This window comes from Paractinoplanes toevensis (assembly GCF_018332695.1).
Classification (GTDB): domain Bacteria; phylum Actinomycetota; class Actinomycetes; order Mycobacteriales; family Micromonosporaceae; genus Actinoplanes; species Actinoplanes toevensis.
Map to the genome: position 1 here is coordinate 24806 of NZ_BOQN01000026.1, position 20435 is coordinate 45240.

The 20435-nt window shown below is 69.9% G+C and carries 19 protein-coding genes; 6 read left to right on the forward strand and 13 right to left on the reverse strand.

What is annotated here, in order from left to right; all coding sequences use genetic code 11:
• Positions 1-20: 20 nt before the first annotated feature.
• Positions 21-2282: a type 1 periplasmic-binding domain-containing protein gene (locus Ato02nite_RS10490; protein ID WP_213006246.1), complete on the forward strand. Its 2262-nt coding sequence runs from the start codon at positions 21-23 to the stop codon at positions 2280-2282.
• A 21-nt stretch (positions 2283-2303) separates the two neighbouring features.
• Here Ato02nite_RS10490 and Ato02nite_RS10495 read toward each other — a convergent pair whose 3' ends face one another.
• Both Ato02nite_RS10495 and Ato02nite_RS10500 read right to left on the reverse strand, forming a co-directional pair.
• Positions 2304-3503: an Ig-like domain-containing protein gene (locus Ato02nite_RS10495; RefSeq protein ID WP_213006247.1), complete on the reverse strand. Its 1200-nt coding sequence runs from the start codon at positions 3501-3503 to the stop codon at positions 2304-2306.
• 126 nt (positions 3504-3629) lie between these two features.
• A complete protein-coding gene (locus Ato02nite_RS10500; RefSeq protein ID WP_213006248.1) occupies positions 3630-5354 on the reverse strand; it encodes a RyR domain-containing protein in 1725 nt (574 codons plus the stop codon).
• Positions 5355-5491: 137 nt separating this feature from the next.
• Between Ato02nite_RS10500 and Ato02nite_RS10505 the strand changes: the two genes are divergently transcribed.
• Entirely contained in the window at positions 5492-6580 is a 1089-nt protein-coding gene (locus tag Ato02nite_RS10505; protein WP_213006249.1) for a glycoside hydrolase family 19 protein, read from the forward strand.
• A gap of 56 nt (positions 6581-6636) precedes the next feature.
• Here the strand turns inward: Ato02nite_RS10505 and Ato02nite_RS10510 are convergent, their stop codons facing one another.
• A complete protein-coding gene (locus tag Ato02nite_RS10510; protein WP_213006250.1) occupies positions 6637-7314 on the reverse strand; it encodes a hypothetical protein in 678 nt (225 codons plus the stop codon).
• Positions 7315-7519: 205 nt separating this feature from the next.
• Between Ato02nite_RS10510 and Ato02nite_RS10515 the strand changes: the two genes are divergently transcribed.
• The 4 genes from Ato02nite_RS10515 to Ato02nite_RS10530 are packed head-to-tail and all read left to right on the forward strand — an operon-like array spanning position 7520 to position 9736.
• A complete protein-coding gene (locus tag Ato02nite_RS10515) occupies positions 7520-7903 on the forward strand; it encodes a YbaB/EbfC family nucleoid-associated protein (protein ID WP_213006251.1) in 384 nt (127 codons plus the stop codon).
• Positions 7900-8238 (forward strand): hypothetical protein, encoded by a 339-nt coding sequence (locus tag Ato02nite_RS10520; RefSeq protein ID WP_213006252.1) that lies wholly within the window; start codon positions 7900-7902, stop codon positions 8236-8238. The genes Ato02nite_RS10515 and Ato02nite_RS10520 overlap by 4 nt, the downstream gene beginning before the upstream one ends.
• Positions 8235-9449 carry an eCIS core domain-containing protein gene (locus Ato02nite_RS10525; protein WP_213006253.1) on the forward strand — a complete coding sequence of 405 codons (1215 nt, stop codon included), beginning with the start codon at positions 8235-8237 and terminating at the stop codon, positions 9447-9449. The genes Ato02nite_RS10520 and Ato02nite_RS10525 overlap by 4 nt, the downstream gene beginning before the upstream one ends.
• Positions 9446-9736, forward strand: coding sequence for a hypothetical protein (locus Ato02nite_RS10530; protein ID WP_213006255.1), 291 nt, complete (start codon positions 9446-9448; stop codon positions 9734-9736). The genes Ato02nite_RS10525 and Ato02nite_RS10530 overlap by 4 nt, the downstream gene beginning before the upstream one ends.
• Before the next feature lie 7 nt (positions 9737-9743).
• On the opposite strand, the gene Ato02nite_RS10535 is transcribed toward Ato02nite_RS10530, so the two are convergent.
• From Ato02nite_RS10535 to Ato02nite_RS10580, 10 genes are all read right to left on the reverse strand, one after another.
• Entirely contained in the window at positions 9744-11360 is a 1617-nt protein-coding gene (locus Ato02nite_RS10535) for a glucuronyl esterase domain-containing protein (RefSeq protein WP_246606421.1), read from the reverse strand.
• A gap of 338 nt (positions 11361-11698) precedes the next feature.
• Positions 11699-12553: an SCO6745 family protein gene (locus Ato02nite_RS10540; RefSeq protein ID WP_213006257.1), complete on the reverse strand. Its 855-nt coding sequence runs from the start codon at positions 12551-12553 to the stop codon at positions 11699-11701.
• Between the two features lie 111 nt (positions 12554-12664).
• Positions 12665-14170 carry a nickel/cobalt transporter gene (locus Ato02nite_RS10545; protein WP_213006258.1) on the reverse strand — a complete coding sequence of 502 codons (1506 nt, stop codon included), beginning with the start codon at positions 14168-14170 and terminating at the stop codon, positions 12665-12667.
• The gene (locus tag Ato02nite_RS10550; RefSeq protein WP_213006259.1) at positions 14167-15417 is read right to left on the reverse strand and encodes a tetratricopeptide repeat protein; all 1251 of its coding nucleotides are present in this window, start codon (positions 15415-15417) and stop codon (positions 14167-14169) included. The genes Ato02nite_RS10545 and Ato02nite_RS10550 overlap by 4 nt, the downstream gene beginning before the upstream one ends.
• 58 nt (positions 15418-15475) lie before the next feature.
• A complete protein-coding gene (locus Ato02nite_RS10555; RefSeq protein ID WP_213006260.1) occupies positions 15476-17137 on the reverse strand; it encodes a DUF4331 domain-containing protein in 1662 nt (553 codons plus the stop codon).
• 113 nt (positions 17138-17250) lie between these two features.
• Complete coding sequence (locus Ato02nite_RS10560; protein WP_213006261.1) at positions 17251-17997, reverse strand: energy-coupling factor ABC transporter ATP-binding protein; 747 nt, start codon at positions 17995-17997, stop codon at positions 17251-17253.
• Positions 17994-18743, reverse strand: coding sequence for a cobalt ECF transporter T component CbiQ (gene cbiQ / locus Ato02nite_RS10565; protein WP_213006262.1), 750 nt, complete (start codon positions 18741-18743; stop codon positions 17994-17996). Before cbiQ ends, Ato02nite_RS10560 begins: the two co-directional genes overlap by 4 nt.
• Positions 18740-19075, reverse strand: a complete 336-nt coding sequence (locus Ato02nite_RS10570; RefSeq protein ID WP_213006263.1) for a PDGLE domain-containing protein — start codon at positions 19073-19075, stop codon at positions 18740-18742. Before Ato02nite_RS10570 ends, cbiQ begins: the two co-directional genes overlap by 4 nt.
• Positions 19072-19752: an energy-coupling factor ABC transporter permease gene (locus Ato02nite_RS10575; protein WP_213006264.1), complete on the reverse strand. Its 681-nt coding sequence runs from the start codon at positions 19750-19752 to the stop codon at positions 19072-19074. Before Ato02nite_RS10575 ends, Ato02nite_RS10570 begins: the two co-directional genes overlap by 4 nt.
• Before the next feature lie 131 nt (positions 19753-19883).
• Entirely contained in the window at positions 19884-20429 is a 546-nt protein-coding gene (locus Ato02nite_RS10580) for an RDD family protein (protein ID WP_213006265.1), read from the reverse strand.
• Between the last annotated feature and the right edge of the window lie 6 nt (positions 20430-20435).

Below are 20435 nucleotides of genomic sequence, written 5' to 3' on the forward strand. Positions count from 1 at the left end.
CTTCGCAACGTGAGGATGCCATGACCGATGGTGAGCAGAAGGCCGAGGGTAACCCGGGCACGCGTACGAATCGGGAGTTGGCCGAACGGCTGCGGCCCGCGCTCAATCTGATCGCCTTCGTACTGGTCGCCGCCGGTCTGGTCACCGTGTTGCTGGGCGGGCCGGTGGTCGGCCTGGTGACGATCGTGGTCGTCGCCGCGTTGGCGGTGGTCACCTGGTTGCTGTACCGGCGACGGGAGGACCTGCGCGGTTACCTGATGCGCGGACCCGCGTGGGTCAGGGATCTGGTGGACGGTTCCGAGAAGGCATCGACCCTGACCAGGAAGGCCAGTTCGCTCACCGAGCACGCGGCGCTCGCCGCCGTACTCGCCCTAGTCGTCGTGGTCGTCGACGTCGCCGTCACCGGTCGTCTCACCCTCGGCGTCGCCCTGGTCGCCGCCCTGCTCGGCCTCTTCGGCGCCCTGACCAGCAAGGACTCGGCGGCGTGGCTGATCGTGTGTGCGCTCGCCGCGATCCTGGCGGTCGTCACCGTCTTCGCGGCGGACATGTTCCGGGGCGGGTCGGACGCGCGGGGCCTGGCCATCTCGGTGGCCGCCGTGGTGCTCCCCGTGGTGATCTCCAATCCGCTGTTCGGGCAGCTCAACAGCCGGATCTTCGCCCGCCGCAAGGACGACGGCGGAAGCCGGCTCACGCTGCGGCACCAGGTGGTTCTGGTGGTTCTCACGGTCACCCTGGGCACCCTCGGGGTGGCCCGGGACGCGTGGCTGCCCGGCGTCACCCACAGTTGCTACACGCTGCCCCGCGCCGGCGGCATCATCATGCTGCGCACCGACGCGCAGGGGCACTGCTACGGGCTGCTCGACGACAGCGGCACCGGCGTGTTCACCCCGGAGGCTTTCGGCATCGACCCGGTCACCCGCGGGCTGCAGCAGAAGCTTCTCAACAACAACCGCTCCATCGACGACGGCGACCTCACCGTCGTCTGGCTCGGCTCGCTGTCCTGCGACACGGTGCCCTCCGACAGCACCCGGTGCAGCGACGGGCGGGACTACCCGTCGGAGCGCGACCAGCTGCGCGGGCTGCTCTTCGCGCAGACCCAGCTCGCCGCCGTCGACGGCGGCCACCGGCTGCACGTCGTCATCGCCGACGCCACCCAGGACGTGCGGCACATCGAGGACGTGGCCCGGATGATCGTCGAGCGGCGAGACTCGCTCGGCCGCATGGTCGTCATCGGCGGCGGCGACAGCCGGGACAGCACCCAGCGCGCCATCAACCGGCTGCTCGACGCCGGCATCCCGTTCATCGCGCCGAACCTGCTCGCCGACCTCGGCGCGCCGAGCCGGCCGTTCGTCGACCGGCCGGGCTACCTGCAACTGGGCGCGTCGAACATGGACTTCGCCGAGGACACCGCGGCCCGGCTGACCCATCTCTTCCCGGACGGTTTCCGGCTCGACATCTTTCAGCATCCGGATCCCACCGACCAGTACACGACGTCGCTGGTGAACGACCTGCTCACCGCCTTGCGGGCGGTGCCGCACGCGACCGGCCGCCGGGTGCCCGACCTGGCCGGCCTGGACGCCTCGGTCTGCGCCGGGCCGGCCGACGGACCGCCCACGGTGTTGTTCTTCGCCGATCGCTGGACCCGGTTCGCCGAGTTCGTCCAGCGGGTCAACAGTCTCTGCGGCCACAGCAAGCCCCGGCTGGTCATCGCGGACAGCTCGGTGAGCCGGTTCATCGCCGACTACCAGTTGCGCGCCGTGACCAACGCGAACTGGCCGATCGACTACTACGCCAGCGGGCCGGCCTGCGCGGATCTCAGCCCATCGGCGTACGCGACTCTGACCGCCCAGGCGCAGGCGTCCGCCGCCCTGCTGAAGCTTCCCGCGGGGTTCGCCTGCGCCGACCGAACCCAGGCCGGACCCGAGGGGGAACTGCTGCGCGCCTGCACCCTCGACGCCGCGGCCAAACGGAACAGCCAGCCCTGCACGGCCAACGACCTGGGATCGTTCCTGGTCCCGGCCTACGACGCCGCCATGCTGGCCGACGCACTGCTCCCGGCCGAACGGTTGACCCGAGACGAACTGGCCACCCTGAACCTGCCATCGATCACCCTGGCCACCGGCAATACGGCCAGTGTGCGCGACGGCCGCCTGTTGGCGCCGACGATCGCCGTCCGGTTGTGGCATGTGGACCCGTTGTACGACCCGACCCGGATCTGGGAACGACCCAGCACCGAGCTGACGCTGCCGTCGGATTCCGGCGGCGGCATCCCGCGCCCCTGACCGGGGTGCGCAGAAGAGCGGTCAGCGGCGATAGGTGCGCTTCGCGGAGTAACGCACGTTGCCCGCCCGGTCGTAGGCCCGCATCTGCGCGGTGAACTTCTTGCCGTACTTCGCCGGGTTCAGCGTGAACTGGTAACCGGCCTTCGTGTCGGCGGCGACCACCTTGCCGTTGACGAGCAGTTGGACCGTTGCCACGCCGTACGTGTCGCCGGCCTTGGCCTTGAGCGTGACCTTCTTCTTCAGCTTGGCATTGTTCTTCGGCGCCGAGGTCAGGGCGATCGACGGGAGCGTGTTGTCGATGTAGACGGTTCGCCGGACCGTGCCGATGTTGCCGGCCAGGTCGGCGAGCTCGAAGGAGAGGGTGTGCCGGCCGTCCTTCACCACGCGAGTGTTGACGCTCACGCGCATCGGCTTTCCCTTGGTGACCCCGCCGCCCTTGTGGTCGTCGAGATAACTGGCCATGGAAAGCACCCAGATGTTGTCCCGGTAATCGTCGGTCGCGGCGGTGAACGTGCCTCGAAGGTACGTGCCGGACGGGCGGAAGATCCCGGTCGGCGGGTCGTTGTCGACGATCGGGTCGAAGTCGTTCCAGGTGATGTTGCCGAACCGGTCGATGACGCGGATCCGCAGGTTGGCGGTGCCGTTCCGGGTGGCCGGGTCGAGCAGGAGGCTCGCCTTGCCGGAGACGCTGTCGCCGAGACCGACGGTCCGCACGAGCCTGTCGTCCTGCCAGAGCTCGACGCGGTTCACGCCGGCGCGGTCGGAGGCGCTGATCTGGATCGGCTGACGAACACTGAGGTACCAACCCCACCCGGGCTCGAGCGGGTTCTCGATCTGGTATTTGGGCCCGTTCTTGTCGACATACACCGTCACCGGGGCGGTCTGGGTCCAGTTGCCGGCACTGTCGATCGCGAACAGCGAGAGTGAAACATCCTCGTCCCGGAAGTATGCCGGGTCCCATTCCAGCATCCACGGCGCCGCGTAGTCGCCCTGGGACACATCCCCGAAGCTGCCGGCGACGGCGTAAATCTTGATAGCCGCGATGTCGGCCCCGTCGGCAATCTTCGGCCAGAACGCGATCGGCCCGTTGACAATGGTGCCCTCGGCGAGCCCGACGTCGGTGATCGGTGCATCCGCGGCCTGAGCCGGCGACGGCCCGAAAATGGTTGCTGCCATCGCGGCGAGCAGGGCCGTCCCGGCGGCCATCAGTCGTCTGTTCATGTGTCCCCCGTTGATGAGCCTCGTGATCATAGGGTCCGGGAGCTCAAAGTGGAGGGACGGCCGACCAGCATGGTGGTCATGAGCCGAACCCTGTGCTGCCTCACCACGGTGCGGCTGGTGTGAGCGTTACCGGGTGCGGACCATGATCAGGCCGGCCGTGGCCAGCTGGTCGGGGATGGCCAGCACGAAGTCGCGGTCGATCTTTCGCCGGGGCTCCGGCAGGTCGGCCCAGCCGACCAGGTCGGGGTGCACCTTGCGGGCCCGGTCGAAATGCTCGCCGTAGCTCCAGCCCTTGGCCATCCGCTCGGCCATCCACCGCCGGTGCTCGACCTCGGCGAGCATGTCCGCGTGATCGGCGCTGATCACCGGTGGGGTGATCGGGCCGGTCGCGGGGATGACGGTGTAGCCGATCAACGCCAGTTTGGGAGCGATGTCCCAGGCCTGTTCCCGGTTGGAGTCCTGGAGGTAGGGGCGCAGGTCCTCCCAGGCCACGGCCGAGGGGCTCGGGTTGGGTGACTTCGACTCCCGTTCGAGATAGGTGTCGTGGATGGCCCGGGCCAGCGTCTCGTTCGTGCCGGTGCGGATCGCGGCGATCGCGTAGACCGTGCGGATGACGCTGACCAGCACGAGCTTGGCTTTCTCCAGTTCGCGGACCGGGCTCGGGGCCGGAATGGTGGTGCCGGTCTGCACCTCGCGCCGGACGGCGGCCGCGCCGAGCGAGGAGCTGTGGGCCACCGCGACCACCACGGTGGACTCGTGGCCGGCCAGCAGCCGCAGCGCGACGTTGCCCACCGCGATGGCGGTCGCATCGTCGTCGAGGCAGACGTAGACCCGCTCCGGGACCCGCATCGTGCCGTCGGCCGCGGCCACCTTGAGCTGGTCGATGGTGGTGAGCCAGGCCGGGTCGTGGTCGGCGGCGGTCACCGTGATCCGGCCCTGGGGATCGGGGTGGCGGGCTTTCAGATCGGTCTCGGACAGGGCCCGATCGAGCACGCGGAGGCTGTCGGCGGCGCCGGCCGCCTCCGACCAGTACCGCATCAGGCGGTCGACGAGCATCCGGCCCAGGCCCGCGTAACCGATGATCAGCACCGGGGAGCCCGGGTCGGCCGGGGGCACGTGGTCGAGCAACCCCTGGGCGGTGCGGTCGTGCCGGGAGAACACGTCGACGCGGCCGCCGTCCGAGCCGACCTCCTGCCGGATCACCGCCTCGAACAGACCGCGGTCCTGTGCCTCGGCGTAGCAGACGACCCTCGTACCCTTCGCCTGGTTCACCGCGTCGACGGCGATGGCCACCTCGGCGTTGCGGACGTTGTCCAGCCCGACGGTGATCACCTCCTTCGCCCGGTGCAGTCCGGCGCGGGCGAGCACCGCGGGCCGCCGGGGGTCGCCCACCATGTGCAGGGCGCGGCCGCGCACGTGTGGCTTGGCGGGCTCGGGGCTGATCACGACGACCTTGCCCTTTTCATCGCGGATCTGCTCGGCCAGTCGCCGGGTCAGTTCGTGCGGTCCGCAGAGGATCGAGTGTCCGCGCATGACGTTGATCCGGGCCTGTTGCAGGCTGCCGAGGATCAGCGCCTGGGTGGCCAGGATGATCAGGTAGACGGTCACGATCGGGGCGGCGAACCGGGCGATCTGCAGCAACAGCGGCAGGCCGACGGCGTTCTGCAGCGGCGAGGCGTCCAGGACGAACAGTTGGAGGCTGTAGTAGAGAAGGTCGAGGGGACCGCTGCCGTACAGCGGTTTGCCGTGCAGGTAGTCGTGGAAACCGATCATGCCGCAGACGACCGCGCCGACGGCGACGAGCGCGAAGAAGATGCGGGCGATCCAAGACATCTTGCCGGGCTCAGTCACCCTTCAAGGTTTACCGGTACGGGCCGGACGGAACACATCAACTGGACGGTCCCCTTTGGTGTACGTCTGGTTGCCCGATCTACTTAAGTTTGTTTACAAATATTGACGGACCCTGAGGCATTTGGTTGCGTCGATGCGTGAAGAGAAAACGTCTGCTCGCCCTGCTGGCCGTCGTCGGCCTGGGTCTGGTCGGTGCCGTGGCACCGATGTTGGCGTCCGAGGCCGCCGCCGCGTGTGTTACCCCCTACAACAACAGCGCGGTGTACACCGGTGGGATGACCGCCTCCTACAACAGCCACAACTGGGCCGCCAAGTGGTGGACCCAGGGCGAATCCCCCAGCACCGGCGGCTCGGGGGTCTGGCAGGACAACGGGTCCTGCGACGGCGGCAGCACCGGCGGTGGCGGCGGCGGGACCACCTGCAGCTACCCGAACTGGGTCGCGGGGCAGTCCTACGCGGTCGGCGCCATCGTGCGCTACACGAACGGGCAGTTCTACCAGGCCACCCACGAGAACCCGGGGTACGACCCGGTGATCAGCACCTGGTTCTGGTCGCCCTACACCTGCACCGGAAGCGGCGGTGGCAGCACCGGCGGCGGCGGGAACACCAGCGGGTTCGTGGTCAGCGAGGCCCAGTTCAACCAGATGTTCCCGGGACGCAACGGCTTTTACACGTACGCCGGTCTGGTTGACGCCATGAAGAAGTACCCGTCCTTCGCGACCTCCGGCAGCGATGCCGTGAAACGGCAGGAGGCCGCGGCCTTCCTGGCCAATGTCGGTCACGAGACCGGTGGCCTGGTCTACATCGACGAGATCAACACGGCGAACTGGCCGCACTACTGCGACACCTCGCAGCCGTACGGGTGCCCGGCCGGGCAGTCCGCCTACCACGGTCGCGGGCCGATCCAGCTGAGCTGGAACTTCAACTACTACGCGGCCGGTAATGCGCTCGGCGTCGACCTGCTCAACAACCCGAACCTGGTCGCCACCAACTCGTCCATCTCCTGGCAGACCGGCCTGTGGTACTGGATGACCGGCACCGGCGCGGCCGGCACGACGTCGCACAACGCCATGGTCAACGGGCAGGGCTTCGGCACCACGATCCGGGCGATCAACAGCATCGAGTGCAACGGCGGAAACCCGGCCCAGGTGCAGAGCCGGGTCAACCTGTACAACCAGTTCGTGGGCATCCTCGGCGTCTCCGCCGGCGGAAACCTGACCTGCTGAACAAACGGCGGTGCCGCTCCCCCGGGGAAGATCAGGGGAGCGGCGTCACCGGAGGATCAACGGCGAACCGGGGCGGCCGGAGCGGCCGGGGCAACCGGCGCGACCGGGGCCTGGTGCTGCTGCTGGCCGTGCTGGACCGGGGCCTGGTGCTGCTGGCCCGGCATCTGGCCCTGGTGGCCCTGCTGGCCCGGGAACTGGTGACCCTGCTGGCCCGGGAACTGCTGGCCCTGCTGGCCCTGGTGACCCTGCTGGCCGGGGAACTGCTGGCCCATCGGGCGACCGGTGCGGATGACCGGCAGCGCCAGGGTGGCCTGGGTGAACTGGGTGCGGGCCTTACGGCTGCAGTCCGTGTAGGACACCGTGGCGCGCAGGATGGAGACGCCGCTGGTCCGGCGGACCGGGGTGACCCGGATCGGGGTGACGGCGGTGCGGCCCGGGCGCAGCGAGTCACCGGTGGTGAACGTGGTGCTGCGGCGCATACCCGGGTATGCAACGGCCACCTCGCGGCCACCGTCGACCGACACGCGAACCGCGCACACCGGCCGGTTCGTACGCCAGAAGATGTTGACCCAGCTCGGGGTGTTGGCCTTGACCGTGGTCAGCCGGTTGGAAACCGGCTGCGGGCCCCGTCCGGCCGCCGAAGCGGACCCGGCCGTCGCCAGCGTCAGCGCCACCGACCCGGCCGCGCCGGCCAGTGCGACCGCCGCGAACATCCGAATCATCGTCTTCTTCATGAGGTACCTCCTGCGTAGACAAGCGGAGGGGGATTCCGCTCTCGTTAGGTCGGACATTACGGACCTATCCGGCCGAGCCCGCGCAAGAGAGGGGCGTTTCGAGCTGTGAGTACAAATACGGACAAAGTGTTTAGCTACCCATGACCAAAAGGATGAGTGGCCGCAACTCGCTAACCTGTCAATAACCGTCGATGGGTGGTGTGCAGTGAGTGACATCGATGCGGCCGAGGAATGGCTGGACTCCTGGGTAGCGCAGGTCAACACGCAGGCACAGCGCAGTGTGGAGCTTTCACGGCGCGTGGCGGCGTTGACGGGCTCGGCGGAGGGCCGAGATGGCGCGATACGTGTGACGGTCGGCGCGACCGGGCAGGTGGACAGCCTCGACCTGGACGATCGGGTCCACGAGTTGTCCGGTTCACAGCTCGCGCAGGAGATCCTCCTGGTCATTCGGAACGCCCAGGCCGCGCTTTCCCGTCGGGTGGCCGATGAGGTGCGGGCGACGGTCGGCGAAGACACCGAAACCGGTCGCGCGGTCATCCAGTCATTCGATTCCCGGTATTCCACTACGCGCGACGAGGACGACCGATGACGTCCGGCGCGGAGGGCGTGCAGTTCCCGGCCGCCTCGGTGTTGCACCACGCTGCCGCGGTGACCGAGGCGTCGGACCGGATGGTGCAGGCCAGGTCGGCCGTGCGCGAGGTGACCATGGACAGCCGGGCGTACGGGCAGTTGTGCCAGTTCCTGCCCGGTTTGTTGAGCCCGTTGTTCTCCAGTGCCGTCGAGGTCATGACCGATGCGGCGGACGCACTGAACGAGACCGCGCTGAAACTGCGAGGGACCGCCGCGGCGATGGACGCGGCGGACACCGGCAGCGCTCGCCGCGTGGACGATGCCGGTGGCTCCGGCAGCGTGCTGCCATTGTGAGTGACAACCCGCTGGTCGCCGAGGCGCACAGCTCGACGACCTGGTACACGGGTCTCGGTCTGGTCGAGGACGCCGCACAGATCAGCAGCGGAATTCACGACAACAGTTGGGTGGACACCACGCTGGGCGGGGTGGGCGGCACTCTTGACGTCCTCACCACCGTGATCGACCCGCTCGGCTCCCTGGTGGCCTGGGGTGTCAGTTGGCTGATGGAGCACGTCAAGCCGCTGAAGGAGGCGCTGGACTGGCTTGCCGGAAATGCCGACGAGATCGCCGCGCACGCCGTCACGTGGCGGAACGTCTCGACGTTCACTATCGAGATTCATCAGCAGTACGCCGACGCGGTGCGCACCCAGGTCGCTGAGTGGATCGGTGCCGCGGGCGAGGCATACCGGGCCCATGCGGCCCAGCAACTCGAGGCGGTCGGCGGAATTGCCACGGCGTCGGGGGCGATCTCGTACGCCGTCGAAGGCGCGGGGCTGCTGGTGGGTCTCGTCCGCGGCATAGTCCGTGACCTGATCGCCCAATTCGTGGCCACCCTCGCGGCGCGGCTTCCGCAGTGGCTCGCCGAGGAGGGATTGACCCTCGGCCTGGCTACCCCCGTCGTTGTCGGCGAGGTCGCGGCCCTGGTCGCGAAGTGGGTCAACAAGATTCAGCATTTTGTTCGCGCACTCCTGAACAGCCTCCGCAAGCTGAGCGGCAAACTCGACGACCTGACCGGCGTTCTCGACGGCCTCAAACAGGCGCTTCGACGGCTGAGCCGATCGGACCCGGTAGCGGAAACGCCGGATGTGCCGTCGAGCCCGCACTTCTTCAGCAAGAGTCCCGTGCGCAGCAACCAGGACGTCCTCGACAACGGTCCCGGCACTCCGATGACTCTGGACAACGTCCACGACGTCGCCGGCCGGATGGATATCGACCTCGAGGACGTCGATGTCGTGATCATCAGCGATCCGGAGGAGATCCGGTACCTCGACTACATGGACGCCGGCGCCTACACGCCGTCCGAGCTGAACGGCACGCAGATCCGTCTCGGCCCGGCCAGCTTCGCGGACGACGACACACTGGCGGCTACCATCGCCCACGAGCACACTCATGTCGTCCAGCAACGGGCCGGGGAGCACCTCGACCGGCCGTTGCGAGAGCTTGAGGACGAGGCGTACGACAGCGAGATCCCGGCCCTGGAACGGTTTAGGAACAATCCGCCATGACGGCAATCGAGTTTCGCGTCAACGAGGTCTTCGACATTCCGGCCCGAGGTGGGCTCATCGCTGTCGTAGTGACCCTCAACGGTGATTTCGTCGGCGTTCCGCGCCTGCGTGACGTGACGACCGGGCAACCTGTTCACGTTCTTGGGGTTGATCATCCAACGCCGCGCACCAGGCGGACCGGCGAGACCATCCTGGTGATCGACCGAGCCGACGCGGACCTCGTCGCGGTCGGACGCGTGTGGGCCGGTGAGGCTCGGGCGGCAGCGACGCCACCGCCCGAGCGGTGAGTAGGGATCAGGTCGCGGTGCAGGTGGGGGTCATGGTGGTGCTGCTACCGGTGGCCTGGAAGCCGAACTCGGTGTAGCCGCCGGCCGACAGCTTGCCGTTGTAGGCGACGTTGGTGAACTGGACCGGGCCGCTGCTGGCGCTGCGGTTGACGTTCCAGGCGCTGGTGATGGTGGCGCCCGAGGGCAGGGTCAGGCCCACGGACCAGGCGTTGATCGGGGACGAGCCGGCGGTCACCCGGATCGTCGCCACGAATCCGCCCGACCACGAATTGAGCGCCACGGACGCCGAGCAACCACCGGCCGGCGGTGACGAGGGCGGGGTGGACGGCGGGGTTGAGGGCGGTGTCGAGGGGGGCGTGGACGGCGGTGTCGAGGGTGGGGTCGACGGGCCCGAGCCGAGCACCGGCGTCGTCCAGTCCACCCAGCTCGACAGGCTGCCCTGCGCCTTGCTGGAGATTCGGATGGTGCCCGGGTCGTTGCCGGTCCTGAGCAGGAACTTGCGGATGTTCTGCTGCAGTGGCGTGGTCCATTCGGCCCGGTTCGCGCAGTGGTTGCCGTCGGTTATGTCGGACCAGTAGGTGATGTTGCTGCCGGCTCCCAGCGCCTTGTAGACCTCGGCCCCGCCCAGCGCTGCCACGCTGGCCGACTTCGGCCCCAGGTTGACGATGTGCGGGTTGTCCATGATGAACAGCCCGCGGGGCGCGAACATCCCGACCACCTCGTGGGTGTCGATCGGTAGCTTGGTCGGTGCGCTGACGAACGGGCTGAACGCGTCGCCGAGCCAGGGCTGCTCGCCGTACGCGCTGCTCAGGCTCTGCGCGCCCTCGCCGGGGATGCCGCGGAAGATCGGCGCGCCGGCGCTGCCCGACTCGATCGGCATGGTCAGGGCGATGCGCTGGTCGAACGCACCGATGACGAACGCGCCCTTGCCGAACCGGGAGCAACCGGTGACCCCGGTGGCGTCGGGGCGCAGGATGTTGCCGCCGGACTGCTCGATCACGTCGATGATCCGGCTGACGCCCCAGGCCCAGGCCATCAGCAGGCCGGTCGGGCTGGTCGCGCCGTAGATGCTGTAGAACGCACCCTGCTTGTTGGTGCGCCCGGTTCCTTCTTTTCCTACCGAGTACGGGTCGTAGTTGATGACCGCTGCGCCGGCCGCCTTGATGGTGTTGGTGTCCGCCCCGAATCCGCCGAGGACGACGACGGCGGGGAACGGGCCGGTGCCGCTGGGCAGCGAGACGCTCGCCGAGAAGCTGGAGCTCTTGCCCTGGTGCGACACGTTCACGGTGATGTTGGTGGACGACACCGTGCCGGTCACGCTGCTGGGCTTGGCGGGCTTCTCGCCGTACACGTATTTCTCGGCCTGTTTTTTGATCTCTTCGCGGCGGCACGTCCAGTCGGCCACGTTGGTGATCCGGGTGCCGTCGATCTTCTTGAAGGGGTCGGGGAGTTTGGCGTTGGTGGGCAGGGAGCCGGCGTCGGGCAGGGTGGGCACCGCGCAGCCGGCACCTTCGTCCTCGACGCCGACGGCGGCCTGGGCGGGGGTGGTGAGGGCGGGGATGGAGATGGCCGCGACCGCTGCCGCCAGCGCGACGATGGCCGAGCCGATTCTTCGGGGAATCACAGGGGCTCCTTTACGGACGGTATGGGAGCGCTCCCGGGGAGCATCGTCCAGTCTTGGCCAGCCCATCGAAATGTGTCAATAAGTTTCGGAAACTATCGGCGATCCAGGACCGAGAGTTTCGGCAGCATGCGTACGCCGGGAAAGCGCCGTCCCAAATCGGCGAACCGGCTGGTCATTTCGCCAGGAGGTAGGAGGTCACCGACCGCCGGTGCTCGCACACTCCGGAGAGGCGGCCGGTGAACACCCGCATCGGCCCGTCCCCGTACGCGGCGCCGGCCGTCACCGCCCTGACCCCGGCGCCGCGTACCTGTCCGAGGTGGTCCGATCCCGGACGTCGGCTACCGCGCGGCCTGCCCCTGAGGCCGGAGCGGAATCGGGTTGTTGTCGGGCAGCAACGGCAGGATCCGGGCCGCGATCGGCTCGAGCAGCGTCGCGCACCGCTCGGTGGCGGCGGCGCCGAGTTCCCGCCACGGGCGTCCGGCCAGGCGGTCCGTGACGGCTTCCACCTCGGCGTACGCCTCCTCGCCGACGATCGTGGTCGAACCGTCCGCGGCGAGCCAGCCCCGCTCCCGCAGCCGACCAGCGGCCGCCTCCCACTCCTCATCGGTCCAGCCCCGTGCCGGCTGCATGCTCTCCCGCACCCCGTCCCGGCCGCACCGCCAGACCAGCGACTCGCAGCCGTCGACCCCGGCGGTGAGCAGCGCGGCCACGTGCCCGTCACCCCGATGCTCACGCAGAATCGTCGCGGCGTGCCAGAGCCGGTCGAGGGCTTCGTCGGGCCAGGGCAGGTCGGCGTTGGCCGCCCCGAGCACCCGCCCCGGCCGGTCGACCGCCCGCGCGGCGCCTTCCAGCAGATCGGCGACCTCATCCACGGGCACGCCGTCGAGCAGCGGTTCCAGCGCGGCGCGGGCGCCGTCCCGCCGGGCGTCGAGCGCGGCCTGCGGCGTGATCCGGGTCCAGATGTCCGGCAGCGCCCGGGTGACCATGCCCGGCGCGAACCCGAAGAACGCGGCAATGACCGGTCCGGCCCCGACCGCCCCGAGCGGCGCCGCCCGCCCGGCAAAATAACGCCGCCAATACCCCCGAAGCCCGGCCGCCTCAAAAGCGGCCCCACCCTCGGGCGCGAAGTAGGTGACCGCATGCACGGGCTCGAACAACGACCACAGCCGCCGCTCAACGCTGGCTTCACTCATGCCCGGCAGCAAAACGCCCCCACCACCCCGAGGTCAACCCCACAGGCTGCGGCCCGTTAGGTGGGAGCGCTTGCCGCAGAGGCTCGGGAAGGCACGAGAGCAGGCGAACGGTCAGGACACGGCGCGGAGGCCCATGCCCAAGCCGACCAGGACGACCAGGGTTGCGGTGGCGGTGGGTGCGCCGGCCGCGAGGCGGCTCAGCAGGCGGGTGGTACGGCCCGCGCGGGCGGCGAAGCCGCCCAGCCTGCGCCGGGCGACGACCAGGAGGAGACCGACGGCGGTGAGGGTGCCGGCCATCCCTATTCCGTACGCGAGGACGAGCAGCACGCCGAGCATCGTGCGCCCCAACCCGATCGCGCCCAGCAGCACCACGAGCGCCGAAGGGCTCGGCACCAGCCCACCCGCCAGCCCGATCCCGGCCAGCCCGAGCCGCCCATGCCCATGCTCACCGGGAGAGTGGAAATGGCCACCGCCATGCTGGTCGTGCCCGTGCGAATGACCATCGTGGCGATGCCGGCCCCGAAGACGGTGCGAATGCCCGTGCCCACGATGGCCGGAAAGTTCGTGCTCGTGGTGGCTGGGCTGGCGGCGCCGATTGCGTAGGGCCGTGACCAGCATTCCGATGCCTACTGTCGTCACCAGCAGGCCGCTGGCGGCGGCCAGCCAGGACAGTAGTTGCTCGCCGGCCAGGGCCGTTGATGTTGTCAGCAGCAGGCCTACCGCCAGGACGCCGCCGGTGTGGGCGAGGGTCACCGTGCCGCCGACGGCCAGGGCGTCCCTTACCCGGCCCTTTCGGCCCGCGAAATACGCGGCCATCACCGTCTTGCCGTGGCCGGGCAGGGCGGCGTGGCCGGCGCCCAGCAGCAGGGCCAGCAGGAACGCCAGGGCGACCACCACCGGGGTCAGTCGGCCGCCGACGGCCGACTCGATGCGGGACTGGGCGGCGGCCAGCCAATCGGGGGCGGCACCGCTCAGGCCGGGCTTGGCGGTCGCGGCGGTGCCGGATTCACCGGTCCGAATAACGGCTGACCGCACGTCGGGGGCCGACGAGAGCAGGTCCCGGGGGTAATCGGTGAGTTCGTGGCTGACGCTGGTGGCCGGTAACGCCGAGTTCAGGCGTACGCCGTCGGCGGTCGCGGTCAGCTCGCGCCAACCCACCCGGCCGGCGCGGTAGTCGTTGGTCACCCGGAGGGTGGCCCGGCTCGTCAGCGCGGCCGGCGCGGACAGCCGGCAGGAGAGGCGGCTGGTGGCCAGACCGCCCGCACCGGGCCTGATCTGGTAGGTGGGCGCGGTGACCGTCCAGTTCAGACGGTTGTCGTCGACCGTGACGGACAGGCCGGTCGCGTACCGGCCGCACTCCGACACCGCGTAGGCCGCGGTCTCGGCGGGGGACAACTGGCCGTTGCCGTCGATGTCGATCTGGGGCCTGTCCTGCAGGGTCGGGATCTCGGCGATGTCGGCCAGGGCCAGCACGTCGACCCGGGACGGGCTGAGGGTGAGGCCGGCGTACTGGTTGATCGAGAAGTTGCCGAGCGGGTGGGCCTGGGCCGGCGTGGCCAGGAACGCTACGGCGGCGGCGGTGACGGCCAGCACGGTCAGCAGGCGGCGGATTCTCATCGGAGGGCTCCGAGGGCGCGGCGGGCGTTGGGGGCGTCGGTGGGTGAGAAGTACGGGTTGGTGGCCAGAGCGCGGCTCAGCTCGGTGCGGGCTTCGGCGACGTGGCCGAGGGACAGATGGATGACGCCCAGGTGGTAGGCGTAGGAAGCGGGCTGGGTGCCGGCCAGACGCGCGTAACGGAGGGCTTCGGTGTCCTGGCCGGCCGCGTGCAACGACCAGGCCAGCGTGTCGGCCACGTCCGGATGGTGCCGGCGGGACCACTCGGCCCGGGCGGCGGCCACCGCGTCGGCGGGGCGGCCGGTGGCCAGGGCCAGGGCAGCGGTGGTGAGGCCGTCCTGGCCGCCGTTGGCGGTGAACAGTTGCTGGGCGGCGGCGGCCAGAAAGAGCTGGTCGGTGGCGGGGCGGCCGGCGATGTTGAGCAGCTCGGCGTACTCGATCAGGTAGGCCGGGCCGGGCAGGCGGGCGGTCAGGTCGGCGTAGTCGGCCAGGGCGCCGGGCAGGTCGCCCTGCGCCGCGCGGAGCCGGGCCCGGCCGCGCTGGGCGGCGGTGGCGGAGGGATCGGCGGCCAGCGCCGCGGCGTACTCGTCGGCGGCGGACCGCAGGTCTCCCCGGCCGAAGGCCAGGTCGCCCAACTGGGTGTGGCAGAACGCAGCGTCGTGCGGGTCCACCGCGTCGGACAGGGCCCGCCGCATCAACGATTCCGCCGGCCCGATCTGGCCGCGTAACTCCAGGTCGTAGGAGGCGCGGGCGTACGCGGCCAGGCCGGGGCGGGTGTCCAGCATGTGCTGCACGGCCTCGGTGGCGCCCGGCCGGTCGCCGAGTTGGGTGAGGGCGTCGGCCAGTACGCCGTACGCGTCGCCGTCGTTGGGTTGGATCTTGAGTGCGGATTTTGCCTGGTCGCGGGCGGTGCTGAAGTCGTGGCGGGCGTTGGCCAGCGCGCCGAGCACGATCAGCGCGTCGCCGTTGGGGCGCAGTGCCCGGGACTTGCGGGCGGCCTGTTCGGCCTGAGGGTAGAGCGCCGGGTCGGCGGTGACCCGGGCCTGCTCGAGGTAGGCGCCGCCGAGCGCGGCCCAGCCGGCCCAGTCGCCGGGCACGTCGCGCAGGTGCTGCTGGGCGCGGGCGATCCGGTTGTCCCGGGGAGCAGAGGGCTGAGCGGCGGAGACGGGAGTGTTCCGGGGCCGGGTCACGATGCCGGCCACGAGCAGCAGGGCGGCCACTAGGCCGAGGCAGAACAGGATGCGGCGCACGGTGTTCCTCCACAGGAGAGACCCCGGGTGGACGCGGGGGGCGCCCACCCGGGGTGGTTCACATCGGGAGCGTCTGATCCGGGTCGGCGACGACCCGCGGGCGCCGGCGGCGCCGCATGAAGGCGAACAGGCCGAGGGCGAGGATCAGGGCACCGAAGCCGGTCGCGCCGGTCGCATAGGCGACGGGCTTGGTCATCCAGGAGTCGGTCGACTCGGCGGCGGCGAGGTTCGCGGCCGGGGCGGCGATCCCACCGGACTGCGAGGCGTCGGGCAGGCCGGCGCCGACGGGGGGAGCCGAGGCGGCGGGGGATGACGAGGTGTTCACCGCGACCGCGTTGGGCAGGGCCAGGTAGGGGAATCGGTCGCCGAAGCCGGTGTTGTTGGCGTCCACGCCGTCGCCGGTGGCGAGCGCGTCCACCAGCTTGCCGGTCTGCGCGGCACCGACCAGGGCCTGCAACTCGATGTCCACCACGTCGTCGGTGAGCCGCCGCCCGTTCGGGAAGCCCTGCAGGTCACCGCCGAGCACCCCGAGCCGGTTCGGCTGCCCGGCCACCGGGACGGACAGGTTCAGTCGCAGCTGTTCCGAGGGCTGGAACTTCCCGGCCCGTACGTCCGCGTTGTTGAGCTGCGAATTCAGGTCGGCCTTGATCGGGCCGCCGGCCTTGGTGGTGATGCCGGTCAGGAAGATCTCGACGAGGTCGTTGCGGGGCGTCGCGGGCGCCGGGATCTGGTAGATCTGCTGGAGCAGTTGCGGCACCTCGGGGTTGGTCACCCGCTTGACCAGGGCGGGGATCTTCGCGTCCCGCTCGGGCGGGGTGGCGTTGAAGGTGTCCTTCAGGCCGGCCGGCACGACCACCTCGTTGACCAGCGGGTTCCCGAGGCGGGAGACCTGCACCTTGCCGCCGCCGGAGGAGGACCCGTCGGCCGCCCGGATCCGATCCCGTTCCGTGGTCGTCCAGATGCCGACCACCGGGTTGCGGGCGGCGTCGCCGCGCAGCGCGACGTCGGAGAACGGCACCTGCAGGGCGATGGTGTTGACGTTGTAGCCGGCCAGCGTGTCGGTGCCGGTCTCGCTCAGGTCACCGCCGTAGAGCAGGTCGAAGACCTGCAGGTCGAGGAAGAACGGGTCGTCGGCCTGACCGGCGAAGGTCTTCCAACCCCCGGGCAGGGTACGGGTGGCCTGGTCGCGCAGCGTGCCGTAGTCGGGCATCGACGCCCGCCCGACCTGCGACGGCGCGACCGGCACGCCCTGGGCGCGGGTCTTGAACGGTTCGCCGTTGAACGACGACTCGAGCGTGTACGTCTGCCGGAACAGCAGGTTCTCGTCGTCGAGCGAGGTGACCGGGCCGTTGTTGTAGAGGAACGTGCTGTTCCCGCGCTTGTCGATGTTCTGGAATTTCCAGCGGAACACGGCGTCGGGCCTGGCGTCGCCGTCGTTGTCGACCTTGATGAGGTAGGTGGCGTCGGTGGCGAACGGGAAGAAGTTGGGGCCGCCGTTGGGCTCCTCGAACGGCTGCCAGTTGGCGATGAAGGTCAGGTAGCCGGGGCGTTCGGGGCTGACGAACGCGTACAGGTCGGTGTTGTCGACGGCCGGGTCGGCGGCGATGAGCGGCGCCTCCCGGTGGCTCGATGCGGTGGCCGAGCCGGGGCCGAGACCGTACACCGAGCCGGCGAGCAGGGCGGCCACGCCGAGCGTGGCAGCCAGCCGCTTGAGCGTCATGGTGGTGTCCTTCCGTGCCGGGACGTTGCTCTCGGCACGGAATTCGCCCCTGGAGGGGCGGCGGCTTGGCGGTTGTGAGATAGCCGTCGGCGACCAATCCGGGTCGCCCCGGGCTACGAACGAACGGGATTGAAGCCGAACGGCAGCTCCAGCCGGTGCTTCTCCATCAGGGCCGCGTCGGCGAGCAGTTCGCCGGTGGGGGCGTCGGCGACGATCCGGCCGCCGTCGAGGATCACCGCGCGGGGGCACAGCTGCATCGCGTACGGCAGGTCGTGGGTGACCATCAGGATCGTGATCGGCAGCCCGGTGAGGATCTCGTAGAGCTCGCGGCGGCTGGCCGGGTCGAGATTGGACGACGGCTCGTCGAGGACCAGCACCTCGGGGTGCATGGCGAGGACGGTGGCTACGGCGACCCGGCGGCGCTGACCGAACGACAGGTGGTGCGGGGCGCGGTCGCGGTAGGCGCCCATGCCGACCGCGTCGAGCGCCTCGTCGACGCGTTGCTGCAGCTCGGGCCCGCGGACGCCGAGGTTGGCGGGGCCGAACGCGACGTCCTCGGCGACCGTGGGCATGAACAGCTGGTCGTCCGGGTCCTGGAAGACGATGCCGACGCGGCGGCGGATGTCGGCGAGCCGGGCGCGGTCGGTGGGGTCGACGCGTACGCCGGTGATCTCCACCGAGCCCGCTGCGCCGTGCAGGATGCCGTTGAGGTGCAGCACCAGGGTGGTCTTGCCGGCGCCGTTGGGGCCGAGCAGGGCCACCCGCTCACCCTCGGCCACGGTGAGGTCGACGCCCTGCAGTGCCACGCTCCCGTCGGGGTAGGCGTAGTGCAGTCCGGTGATCCGCAGCGTCGGGGTCATGACAGAACGGTAACCAGCGCGATGCCGGCCGATGCGACCGGCAGCAGCGCCGAGGCCACCCACTGTGCGACCGGGGCCCGGCCCTGTTCGGAGGCGGGCAGCCGCCCGGTGTAGCCGCGCGACACCATGGCCAGGTAGACCCGCTCGCCCCGCTCGTAGGCGCGCAGGAACAGCGAGCCGATGCCGACCGCGAACGCCTTGACCTGCCAGAGGAAGCGGGGGTCGTAGCCGCGGGACAGCCGGGCGATCCGCATCCGGCGGGCGTCGTCGGCGAGCACGTCCAGGTAGCGCAGCATGAACGTGGCGATCTGGGTGAACACCGACGGGCAGCGCAGCCGGTCGAGGCCGAGGATCAGGTCACGGCTGGTGGTGGACGCGGCCAGCAGCAGCGACGCCAGCACCCCGAGGGTGCCCTTGGCGAAGATGTTCCACGCGCCGTAGAGCCCGTCGACCGAGAGCGAAAGGCCCAGCCAGTCGACTCGCTCGCCGTGCCCGGCGAACGGCAACCACACCGCCAACAGTACGAACGGCAGCTCGATCGTGGAGCGTTTGAGCAGCCAGGGAGCCGGGATCCGAGCCAGCACCGCCACCACCGCGAGCAGCCCGGCGTAACCGGCGAATGCCACGAACTCGGTCCGCGGCGTGGCCACCACGACGATCGTGAACAGCACGGTCGCCGCGATCTTCACCTCCGGTGCGAGCCGGTGCACCGGGCTCGGCCGGTCCAGGTGCAGGGTGTTGTTCATACGTGGGTGCGGCGCCGGGCGACCCAGAACAGGCCACCGCCGATCGCGAAGGTGATCAGCACTCCGGCCACCCCGGCCAGACCGGTCGAGACGTACGGGTTGTCGATGCCCTTGATCCCGTAGTCGGCGAGCGGCGAACCGCCCAGCTGGTGGTCTTTCTCCTGCTGGGCCATGCAGGTGCCGCCGGTGATCTCGTCGTCGGCGTTGAAGGTGCAGCCCTGGCGGGCGGCCGCGTCGAGGCCATCGGGGCTGGACGAGGCGAAGTTGCTGACCACGCCGGCGAGCACCAGCGCGACGAACAGTCCGGCGAACCAGAACCACTTCTTCTTCATGCCGCCACCTCCACCGGCGCCGGCGTGCGGAACCGGCGCAGCGCGTAGACCAGGTCGGGCCGGACACGAGCGACCGTGGCGACGGTGGTGGCCGCGATCAGGCCCTCACCGATGCCGATCAGAACGTGCACACCGGCCATCGTGCCGGCGATCGTGGACAGCGACAGCGAGGTGGTGCCACCGAGCGCGTATTCCAGGACGAAGCCCTGCGAGGCGACCACGACGCTGACGACCGATGCGATGAGAGCGGTCGCGCCGAGGTTCTTGAAGACCTTGAGCAGGCCCACCACCAGCAGGTAGCCGGCCGCGGTGCCGAGCAGCGCCATGTTCGTGATGTTCAGCCCGAGCGCGGTCAGGCCGCCGTCGGCGAACAGCAGGCACTGGACGATCAGCACGGTCGACACGCAGAGCGCGCCGACCCACGGGCCGACCAGGATCACCGCGAGGGTGCCGCCGAGCAGGTGCCCGGAGACGCCCGGCAGGACCTGGAAGTTGAGCATCTGCACCGCGAAGATGAACGCCGCGACCAGCCCGGCCATCGGCGCGAGTCGCTCGTCGAGATCGGCCCGGCCGCGCCGCACGCAGTAGGCGAGCGCCGCCACCGCGAACACCGCGAAGATCGCCGAGACCGGCCCGTTCACGATCCCGTTGGCGATGTGCATCGCCCGCACGTCCATTGCTGCCTCCCACCGGCCACCGGAGACGTCAGCATATTAGGTGTCCGTGGCTATTGCATAGAGGTGGCAATAGCGAGGCGAAGGCAAGGCTGAGTGCCGGCCGCTCTCGCGAGCGGCCGGCACTCACTGCGTCACTTGACGACGAGCGTCTTCAGGATCTTGTCGGCGAACGTCTGCTTCTTCTGGTCCCACAGCGGCCACAGGTAGCCGATGTAGCAGGGGATGGCGTCGAGGAGGTGCACGATGTCGCGACCGAAGGCCAGGCCGGCGCCGATCGGCTGACCGCTCTGCTCGCCCACCAGGCGCAGGCCCAGGGCCTTCTTGCCCCAGCTCTGCCCGGTCTTGCCGGCCTGGTACCAGCGGTTGTAGCCCTGGACCGCCAGGCCCAGCAGCCAGAAGATGAAGTAGAAGATGTTGAGCCCGTTGTCCCCGTTGCCGAGGATGCCGGCCAGGATGTAGAACGGCGCGGCGCAGAGCGCGTCGATGATGAACGCGCCGACGCGCGGACCCCAGCCGGCGAGGTTGACCGCCGGGGCACCGTAACCGGCCGGCGCGCCGTACTGCGGCTGACCGTACTGCGGCTGCTGGGGCTGACCGTACTGCGGCTGCTGTGGCGGCTGCTGGCCGTACTGGGGCGGCTGGTTGCCGTACGGGTCGTTGTTCGGTGGGTATGTCATGTCTCG